This is a genomic window from Kitasatospora sp. NPDC038210, from assembly GCF_055600605.1.
The window spans coordinates 1-8,344 of record NZ_JBVJYK010000063.1 but is presented as its reverse complement, the minus strand read 5'-3'; the positions used below and the strand labels follow the sequence as shown (position 1 = coordinate 8,344).

Here is an 8,344-nt window from a genome sequence, read left to right as displayed (position 1 = left end):
CACGAACGCGGCAACGACATGACAGCCACACCCGGCACCCCTGGGTGCCCTGATCCTACGAATGACCAGAACGAGCCCACGAAGAAAGGTATGGAACCGTCATGACGCTCCAGCGGATGGACAACGTCGGCATCGTCGTCGAGGACCTGGACGCCGCCGTCGCGTTCTTCACCGAACTCGGCATGGAGGTCGAGGGCGAGGCGCAGATCGAGGGCCTGTTCGCGGACCAGACCGTCGGGCTCGACGGTGTCCGCAGCGACATCGCGATGATGCGGACCCCGGACGGCCACGGCAAGTTGGAGCTCGCGCAGTACCACGCCCCCGCGGCGGTCGGCGCCGCGTCGGACAACCCGCCGCCGAACACACTGGGCCTGCACCGGGTCATGTTCGCCGTCGACGACATCGACGACACCATCGCCCGCCTGCGCCCCCACGGCGCCGAACTGCTCGGCGAGGTGGCGCAGTACGAGAACCTCTACCGCCTCTGCTACCTCCGCGGCCCCTCGGGCATCATCCTCGCCCTGGCCGAACAGATCGGCTGACCGCCCTCCGCGGCCGGCCCTCCGCAGTCGGCCTCCGGACCGTCTCGGCGCCCGACCAGGTGGTGGAGTTCGCGGGTGGAGGTGTCCGGCCCGACGGGGTGGTCCGTGCCGCGGGCCGCGCGGGCGGCCGGGTGCGCCCCGGGTTTGCCCTCCGGTCCCTCGTCCCCTCGCTGCCGCCGCCGCTAGGTTGGGCGGAAGCGACCGGAACGGCAGGCAGGAAGGGCAGCCAGGACGTGCGCGAGACACGCAGGGCCACCGAGCAGCAGACGACGCCGACCGCCGCCGCCGGGCGCGCGGCCCGCCCCACGGGCCTGTTCGCGCTTCAGCAGCAGGTGGGGAACGCGGCGGTGACGCGCCAGGTGCAGCGCCAGAAGGCCGGCCTGGACGAGCACTACGCCACGAGGCCCACCGAGCACCCCGAGTGGAAGCCGTACCAGGAACTGACGGAGGCCGCGGGCATTCCCCGGCCCCAGGCCGACGCCGCCTGGCAACTGCTGCTCGGCGGGGTCGACTCGCAGGGCGCGATCAACGACGAGGCTGCGGCGAGGACGAGCGACCGCCAGGAGCAGCGCGAACTCCGCGCGTCCAACTCCTGGTACCAGGAGTTCGTGCGGCTCGTGGCCGAGCACCTGGAGATCGGGACGCCCACCATGGCCCTGTGGGCAGGCGGCATCGAGACCAGCGACCACGCGTACCGGAAGGGTCACACGCCGGTGGCGCGGACCCGGATCGGCAGCGTGCTCAACGTCCTGGAACTGCACCCGAACTGGAAGCTCACCGGGCCGATGTGGAGCCTGGTGTCCAAGGCCTTCGTCTCCCGGGCGACCGGCCCCGTGCACATCTTCGTACGGGCCTACGACCCGGACAGCATCCTCATCAGGCTGGAGGTCCCGCACCTGCGGCTGGTGCAGCAGCTGAACCCGGACGTGAAACTGATCTGGCACCCCGTGTACACCGCTCCCGACGGGCAGTTGAGGGAGATCTCGAAGGACTACCGACTCGTCGACAATGCGGAGTACGACGGGCGTGACACCTGCGTGCGCGTCCTGTTCCAGTACCTCAGGCTGTTCCACGAGGAGAGCAACACCAAGGCCGCCCCCGCTCACACGAGCATGGAGAAGCTGATCGTTTCGAACGGCCACAAGGACGGCGTCTGACACGGCGGCCCGCGCGGCGGCCTCCGGGCCCGACCCAGGGCCCCTGCCGGTCGGCAGGGGCCCACCCCGCGGTCCGCGGAGCAGCACCGGGACGTGCTCCCCACGAGCAGCGTCCCGGTCGACGCCGCTCACGGTCCGTCGGCGGCCCGGGGGCCCGGCCTCACTTCAGGAGGTGCCGGGCGAAGAACTGGGCGGCCGCGTCCCCCGCGAACTGCGGGACGCCGGTGTGCCCGCCGAGGTTGGCGTTCAGCGTCTTCTCCTGGGAGCCGAAGGCGTCGAACAGGTCCAGGGCCGCCTGCCGGTCGTTCCCCTCGTCGTCCCACTGCAGCAGGACGTGCAGCGGAATGCTGACCTGGCGGGCCTCCTCGAACATGACGGCGGGCACGAAACTCCCGGCGAACAGGACGGCGGCCTCGATGCGCGGCTCGACCCTCGCCAGCCTGGTCCCGATGGCGATCACTCCCCCCGAGTAGCCGACCGGGCCGCCGATCTCGGGCAGCGCGAGGAGGGCGTCCAGGGTGGCCTGCCATTCGGGGACGGCCTTTTCGACCAGCGGGAGGATGAGCCGGTCCACGATCTCGCCGCTGACGGGTTCGCCGGCTTCCAGCGCCCGGCGAAGGTCGGCGCGAGCCTGTTCGGCGGTGGCGGAACGGGGCCGGTCACCGCTTCCGGGGAGCTCGATGGTGGCGGTGGCGAAGCCGTCCGCCGCGCAGTGCCGGGCCCGGGCCAGCACTCGGGGGTACATCCGGGGCAGTCCGCCGGGGTGGCCCAGCAGGATCAGCGGAACCGGTGCGGACGGGGAGGCGGATGCGGGCGTCCACAGGACGCCGGGGATCTCGCCGAGGGTGAATTCGCGTTCGAGGACGCCGTCGTCGAGGCGCTGCTCGGAGGTGAAGTGCATCGTCGTGCCTTTCGGGAGTGCTCGTGGAACGGCGCTCCCGGGACGACCTATCGCCCGACCGTGACCCCGGAGGGGAGCACCCATGTCGATACTGCGTTCACGGGTACCACCTCCTTGTTCTCTCGCACGGCCTCGGGAAACGTAGCAGGCGGTCTCCGAAGCCCGCAAACGGTTTTGCGGGGTGGGGGCGTCCACGGCCGGTCGGCCCGATGCCCTCGGGCCGCCCGTGCCGCACCCGTCCCGTCACACCCCGGTCCTGCCACACCCGATCCCACCGCCCGGCTAGGACAGCAACTGCGCGGGGACGTCGGTGGCCCGGGTGAACACCGAGACCGGGTGCTGGGTGTCGCAGTACTTGTTGCCGGTGGAGACCACACCGATCAGGACACCGCCGACCACCAGCGGCCCGCCCGAGTCCCCCTTGCACACGCTGTCCGTCGTACCGGCCTGCGGCAGGCCGCAGACCTTGAGCAGCGGCGAGTCGTCGGACGAGGTGAACGGGTCGCAGGAGGCCGGCGGAGCCAGCGTCAGCACCGCCTGCTTGAGGTGCGTGCCGGGGCCGTCCGCGCCGGTGCGCCCGAATCCCAGCAGGGTGGCCCGGTTCCCGTACCGGTACAGCGCCTCGTCGCCCTTGCGCGCCACCCGGACCGTCTTGGACGGCAGCGGACGGTCCAGGACGAGGACGGCGGAGTCGTGGTCCAGGCCGGAGGTGAAGCGGGGGTCCACCCGGTAGTCCTTCACCCGGCGGACCTGGCCACCGGAGCCGGTCAGGTCGGTGCGTCCGGCGATGACCCGCAGCGAGCGTGGGTCGTCCGCCTCGCTGACGCAGTGGCCCGCGGTCAGCACCTTGGTCGGCGCGATCAGGGCGCCGGTGCACCACTGCTCTCCCGCGGCGGTCTGCAGCGCCACGACGAACGGGTGGGAGGCGGTCGTGGTGTCCGATCCGCCGTGGACGGCGGCGGCCGGCGCGGCCGCGGCGGCCACCAGGGCGGCAGCGGCCAGCAGGACGGTGACCGAGCGTCGGTTCGAGGTACGCATGAGGAGGGCAACCCTTCGAGGTCGGGTGACACGGGGTGAGTTCGTCAGCGGGACGGGATCGTTCAGCGGGGTGGGCACGGCCCACGCCGGGCGACGGCGGACGGCAGCCGAGGACACCAGCCGCCGACGGCACCGGACGGCGTCGGCCGCAGCCGGCGTCGTCCGGACCAGGTGCCGATCGCCGTCGCCCCACAGACTGGCCGCCGGCCCGTCCCACCCGCCACCCCTGCCCGGCGATCCGGGACGCCGGAACACCGCCACCCACCCTGACCTGCGGATTCGCCGCCGCCTGGAACGCCTCGACGGAACGTCAGGGGGCCTGGAACGAACCTCCGACCCTCCTCACACCCGCCCCCGCCCGACCACGGTCGTACAGCGCTGCTACCCGGCCGCGCGCCCGCTGCCGTCCCCGTCCGGGCCGGGGATGTCCAGCCCCAGGCCCAGGCGGATCGCCGTCTCCACGGGCGAGTAGGCGCCGTCGGCCCGCTCCAGTTCGTACGGCGCGGCCGGCATCAGCGGCGGCTGGGCCATGAAGCGCGGCCGCGCGCCGTGGTGCGGTTGCGCCGCGTGCACCAGGAACGGATGGCAGAGGTAGACGTCGCCCGCGGACCCGGTGGCGAGGGCGATCGGCCGGTGGTCGGACACCGCCACCAGGTCGGGCGCGATGGCCAGCCCGCTCGCCCCGTCCTCCCCGTGCTGTTCCAGCACCTTCGGCACGTCGAGGTGCGAACCGACCCGGATCCTGGTCGGGGCGTCCCCCTCGCCGACCTCGCTGAACAGGAACAGCATCAGCAGCGCCCGCCCCCGGGAGCGCAGGTTCGTGAAGTACCAGGTCTCGCCCTCCGGCAGGTAGCTCCCCTCGATGTGCCAGCCCGCGTCATCCGGTTCCTCCTCGTGCGGGAAGCGCAGTGGGAACGTGCCCAGCGAGTACCGCGGCTCCCACCGTCCCGCGCCGACGAGCAGGTCGTACGCGCGGTGCAGGGACGGGGAGTTCGGGGCGGCGGCGAACGGCCCCTGCGCCATGCCGGCGACCCAGTGCACGGGCTGCGTCCACGTCGACGGGTCGTCCGGGTCGCAGCCCGTCTCCCGCCACAGCAGCCGCGCGCAGTCCTCCGCCACGCGCGGCGCGACGGCGCCCTCCACCTTCACGAAGCCGTCGCGGAGGAAACGGGATACCAAGGTCGTGTCATCCATGCCCCCATCGTGCGGCGGCACCGGTCCCGGCCGCCCGACATATTCCGCACCGCCTTCGTCGGGTGGATCGCCCGATCCCGCTGACCCATGACGCTCCGGCAGCCTTGACCTCAAGCGCACATGAGCTTCTAGGGTCGGCGGCATGATCTTCACCGACAGGGAACGCACGTACCTCGCCGCCCAGCCGCTGGCCCGCCTGGCGACCACCGGTCCCGACGGCGGTCCGCAGGTCCGCCCGGTGGGCTTCCGGCTCAACGACGACGGCACCATCGACATCGGCGGGCCGGCGAACGCCCGCAGCCGGAAGTACCGCAACGCCCAGGCCCGCCCCGAGGTCTCGGTGCTGGTCGACGACCTGGCTCCGGCCGACGACCCCGTCGCCGGGGGGTGGGGGCGCGGCGTCGAGATCAGGGGCCGGGCCGAGGTGCTGGCCGTCGACGTGCCGCCCGTGTCACCCGACCACTTCAGCACGGACATCATCCGCATCCACCCCCGTCGGGTCATCACCTGGAACCTGGAATCGCGGGGGACCACCGCCCGCGACCTCGACTGACACGTCGTCCGGCGATGCCACGGTGACGCCCACCGCTGTGGTCGGCACCAGAAGTTCGAAGGAGTACGCACATGGATCCGGCCGGCAGGACCGTGGTGGTCACCGGGGCCGGGCGCGGGTTCGGAAGGGCGTTCGCGCTGCAGGCGGGTCGGCTGGGTGCGCGCCTGTTCCTCTCCGCCCGCACTTCGGCCGCCGCTCGGACGGTGGCCGAGGAGGTGGTGGCCGACAGCGGTGCGCGAGTGGACGCGTTCGCCTGTGACCTGGCAGACCCGGCCACCGTACGGGGCTTCGCCGAGGGGGTCGCCGCGCACACCGACCGGGTGGACGTGTTGGTCAACAACGGCGCCCGGTACCTGGCCGGCCCCGACCTGTGGGACGCCGACGACGAAGCGATCACCGACACCGTCGCCTCCGGGGCCACCGGCACCCTCCTGACGGTCAAGCACTTCCTGCCCCTGCTGCGCGCCTCCGAGGGCGCGGACGTGGTCAACCTGGTCTCCTCGGCCGCGGAGGCCCGGGAGCACCGGTCCCTGGCGCACCCCGCGTTCTACGCGGCCAAGGCCGCCCAGGCGGGCTTCGCCGACGTCCTCTCCCACCGGCTGCGCCCCGAGGGCATCCGCGTCATCTCGCTCTACCCGCCGGACTTCACGGACGGCGACCCGCTCCACTCCGGCTGGGACGGTGCCTCCCGGACCGCACGCGACCCGCTGACCGCCCGGTCCGTCCTCGACTGCGTCCTCTTCGCGATCGGGCAGCCGCGCGACTGCTTCATCCGTTCCTTCCACTTCGAGCAGTTGTAGAGCGGCGGTCGCCTCACGGCTGTGCGAGCAGTTCCGTCGTCCACGCCCGCTGCTCGGCGGTGTCCGGAACGGCGAGCCCACGGGCTCGTTCGATCAGGTTCCAGGCGGTGTCGGGATCGACGCCGTCGAGGACGAGGAGTGCGGCCGCGAGCAGGGACGAACGTCCGATGCCGGCCCGGCAGTGGGTGACGACGTGTGCGCCGTCGCGCAGCCGTTCGGCCAGTCCGTGCAGGGTGGGCAGGACCGCGTCGCGATCGGGGACGGTGCGGTCGGGGACGGGTATCGCGACGAACTGCAGCCCGGCCGCGGCGGCGGCGCGGGGTTCGTCCGCGAGGCCGAGTTCGTCGAGTTCGGGTCCGGTGAGCGCGCAGACCAGGACGTCGACGCCGTGGTTCCTCAGCGCGGCCATCTCGTCGTCGAGCCAGTCGTGGCCACGGGGTCTGGCCATGGTGCTCAGCCGTCCCGGGCCGGGGAGGTCGATGGTGAACAGGGCGGGTCGCATGTCGGCAGCACTTTCGGTCGGTGAGGTCGGGTTCGGTGAGGTCGGGTGGTGACCGGACGGTCGAGCGGGCAACGGTCGACCGGGGCGCGGCAAGTCGGCCGCGGGTTCGACAGGCTCGACGGGTTCGGCAGGCTCGACGGTTTGGACGTCGTCGATTCCCTGACGGCGCGGAACGCGCAGCGGACGCACGGCGTCCGGGGGCCGGCACTGTTCGAAGAACGAGTGGCAACGCAGCCCCGTGACCGGGATCGTAGTACTGCCGTGCTTCACCGATGTCCGCGCCCCCGATCCCCCGCGGCCCCCGGCCCCGCGTCGACGCCAGGTGCCCCTGTGCTTGGGTGGTGGGGTGACATCTGCCGAACGCCTGACCTCCCGAGCCCGGCACGGCGGGCACCGCGAGGTGCTCCCCGAACTGCTTGCGCTGGCCACCGATCCCGCCGCACGACCCGACCCGGCGTGGGAGGCCGGAGCCGCGGCCGTCCAGATCCTCTGCTGGGAGGACCGCTTCGCGGAGGCGGGCGAGCTGGCCGAGCTGCTGATCGAGCGTCAGGGACCGGCCGGTGGGGACCTGTGCGACCAGGACGTGCCGTTCGACGAGGCGTTCCTGGTCGCCCAGTTGTACGCGGGCGTCCCCGCGCAGCCCAGGCTGCGCGCCGCGGCCGCCCGCGTTCCGGAGGGCCGGGTACTGCGGGACCGGCTGCTCTGGCTGGCCGAGCAGCTCGACCTCCGGCCGGTGGAGTGGCTGCTGCCGTGCCACTACGACTGGGGCGGGCCGCTCGTACCGCGGGAGGGCGTGATCGGCGAGTGGCTGCTGGACCGCGAGTTCGCGACGCTGGCGCCGCGCGAGAAGCGGGTCGCCTGGGAGGCGGTCGCCCAGACCAATGACTTCGCCCGCGCCCGCGAGCTGGTCGAGTCGCTCGGCGAGCTCCCGGAGCAGTACTACCTCTGCCTGTGGCTCGCCGGCTGGTACGCCGTCGAGGGCGATGCCGAGGGCGGCGAGCGGATGCTGCTGGCCGCGCACGGGCGGTGGTGGCCGTACATGCGGTGGGACGCGATCCCGACCTCCGAGGTGGTGCAGCCGACACTGCGGCGGGTGGTCACCGACCGGGTGCGGGAGCACTTCCTCACCAGGCCGATCGGCCCCGAAGCGGCGGACCTGGCCACCCGAACGGAGTAGGCCCGGACCCGGCGGCTCCCCCGCCCCGGCGCCGTTCGCGTGCGGGACGCCCGAACCCCGGCAGAATCGATGGGTGGGGGCGGCCCCGGCTGCGCCGCAGGCGCTACGTGAGAGGACCATGTCATGCCCGACTTCCACCCGAAGCACGACCACCTGATCGTCAAGCCGATCGGCGGGGCGGCCCCGCAGGACCCGGACCGGTGGAAGGGCGAGGTGGTGGCGGTGGGGCCCGGCCGGCCCCTGGGGAGCGGCAAGCCGCACCCGGTGGACGTCAAGGTCGGCGAGCGGATCCTCTTCAACCTGCGCGCCGGGGCGCAGTTCGAGGCCGACGGAGAGCAGTACGTCGAACTCCCCGAGGACGAGGTCCTCGCACTCTCCGCGGAGTAGGAGAATCTCAATGACCGTGTCAAGCCGTCTGCGTGACGGGTGGGACGGAGGTGAACTCCCTCTTGTCACGCAGCATCGCCCACAGGACGTTCA

At 72.7% G+C, this 8,344-nt stretch carries 10 protein-coding genes; 6 read left to right on the top strand and 4 right to left on the bottom strand.

The window, feature by feature from the left end; all coding sequences use genetic code 11:
* The first annotated feature begins 101 nt into the window (after window positions 1-101).
* A complete protein-coding gene (locus ACZ7KX_RS42240) occupies window positions 102-542 on the top strand; it encodes a VOC family protein (protein ID WP_470331270.1) in 441 nt (146 codons plus the stop codon).
* Window positions 543-775: 233 nt separating this feature from the next.
* A complete protein-coding gene (locus tag ACZ7KX_RS42235; RefSeq protein ID WP_470331269.1) occupies window positions 776-1,699 on the top strand; it encodes a hypothetical protein in 924 nt (307 codons plus the stop codon).
* A gap of 160 nt (window positions 1,700-1,859) precedes the next feature.
* On the opposite strand, the gene ACZ7KX_RS42230 is transcribed toward ACZ7KX_RS42235, so the two are convergent.
* The 3 genes from ACZ7KX_RS42230 to ACZ7KX_RS42220 all read right to left on the bottom strand — a co-directional run bounded on the left by ACZ7KX_RS42230 (window position 1,860) and on the right by ACZ7KX_RS42220 (window position 4,832).
* Window positions 1,860-2,600: a dienelactone hydrolase family protein gene (locus ACZ7KX_RS42230; protein ID WP_470331268.1), complete on the bottom strand. Its 741-nt coding sequence runs from the start codon at window positions 2,598-2,600 to the stop codon at window positions 1,860-1,862.
* 282 nt (window positions 2,601-2,882) lie between these two features.
* Entirely contained in the window at window positions 2,883-3,638 is a 756-nt protein-coding gene (locus ACZ7KX_RS42225) for a S1 family peptidase (RefSeq protein WP_470331267.1), read from the bottom strand.
* A gap of 381 nt (window positions 3,639-4,019) precedes the next feature.
* Complete coding sequence (locus ACZ7KX_RS42220; protein ID WP_470331266.1) at window positions 4,020-4,832, bottom strand: phytanoyl-CoA dioxygenase family protein; 813 nt, start codon at window positions 4,830-4,832, stop codon at window positions 4,020-4,022.
* A gap of 142 nt (window positions 4,833-4,974) precedes the next feature.
* On the opposite strand from ACZ7KX_RS42220, the gene ACZ7KX_RS42215 reads away from it, so the two are divergent.
* Window positions 4,975-5,385, top strand: coding sequence for a PPOX class F420-dependent oxidoreductase (locus tag ACZ7KX_RS42215; RefSeq protein ID WP_470331265.1), 411 nt, complete (start codon window positions 4,975-4,977; stop codon window positions 5,383-5,385).
* Between the two features lie 71 nt (window positions 5,386-5,456).
* On the top strand, window positions 5,457-6,185 hold the full coding sequence (locus ACZ7KX_RS42210) for an SDR family oxidoreductase (protein WP_470331264.1): 729 nt from the start codon (window positions 5,457-5,459) through the stop codon (window positions 6,183-6,185).
* A gap of 13 nt (window positions 6,186-6,198) precedes the next feature.
* Here ACZ7KX_RS42210 and ACZ7KX_RS42205 read toward each other — a convergent pair whose 3' ends face one another.
* Entirely contained in the window at window positions 6,199-6,687 is a 489-nt protein-coding gene (locus ACZ7KX_RS42205; RefSeq protein WP_470331263.1) for a phosphatase domain-containing putative toxin, read from the bottom strand.
* Window positions 6,688-7,033: 346 nt separating this feature from the next.
* On the opposite strand from ACZ7KX_RS42205, the gene ACZ7KX_RS42200 reads away from it, so the two are divergent.
* Together ACZ7KX_RS42200 and ACZ7KX_RS42195 are read left to right on the top strand one after the other, a co-directional pair.
* Window positions 7,034-7,864: a hypothetical protein gene (locus ACZ7KX_RS42200; RefSeq protein ID WP_470331262.1), complete on the top strand. Its 831-nt coding sequence runs from the start codon at window positions 7,034-7,036 to the stop codon at window positions 7,862-7,864.
* Between the two features lie 123 nt (window positions 7,865-7,987).
* On the top strand, window positions 7,988-8,251 hold the full coding sequence (locus ACZ7KX_RS42195) for a co-chaperone GroES (protein WP_350526093.1): 264 nt from the start codon (window positions 7,988-7,990) through the stop codon (window positions 8,249-8,251).
* Window positions 8,252-8,344: the final 93 nt, after the last annotated feature.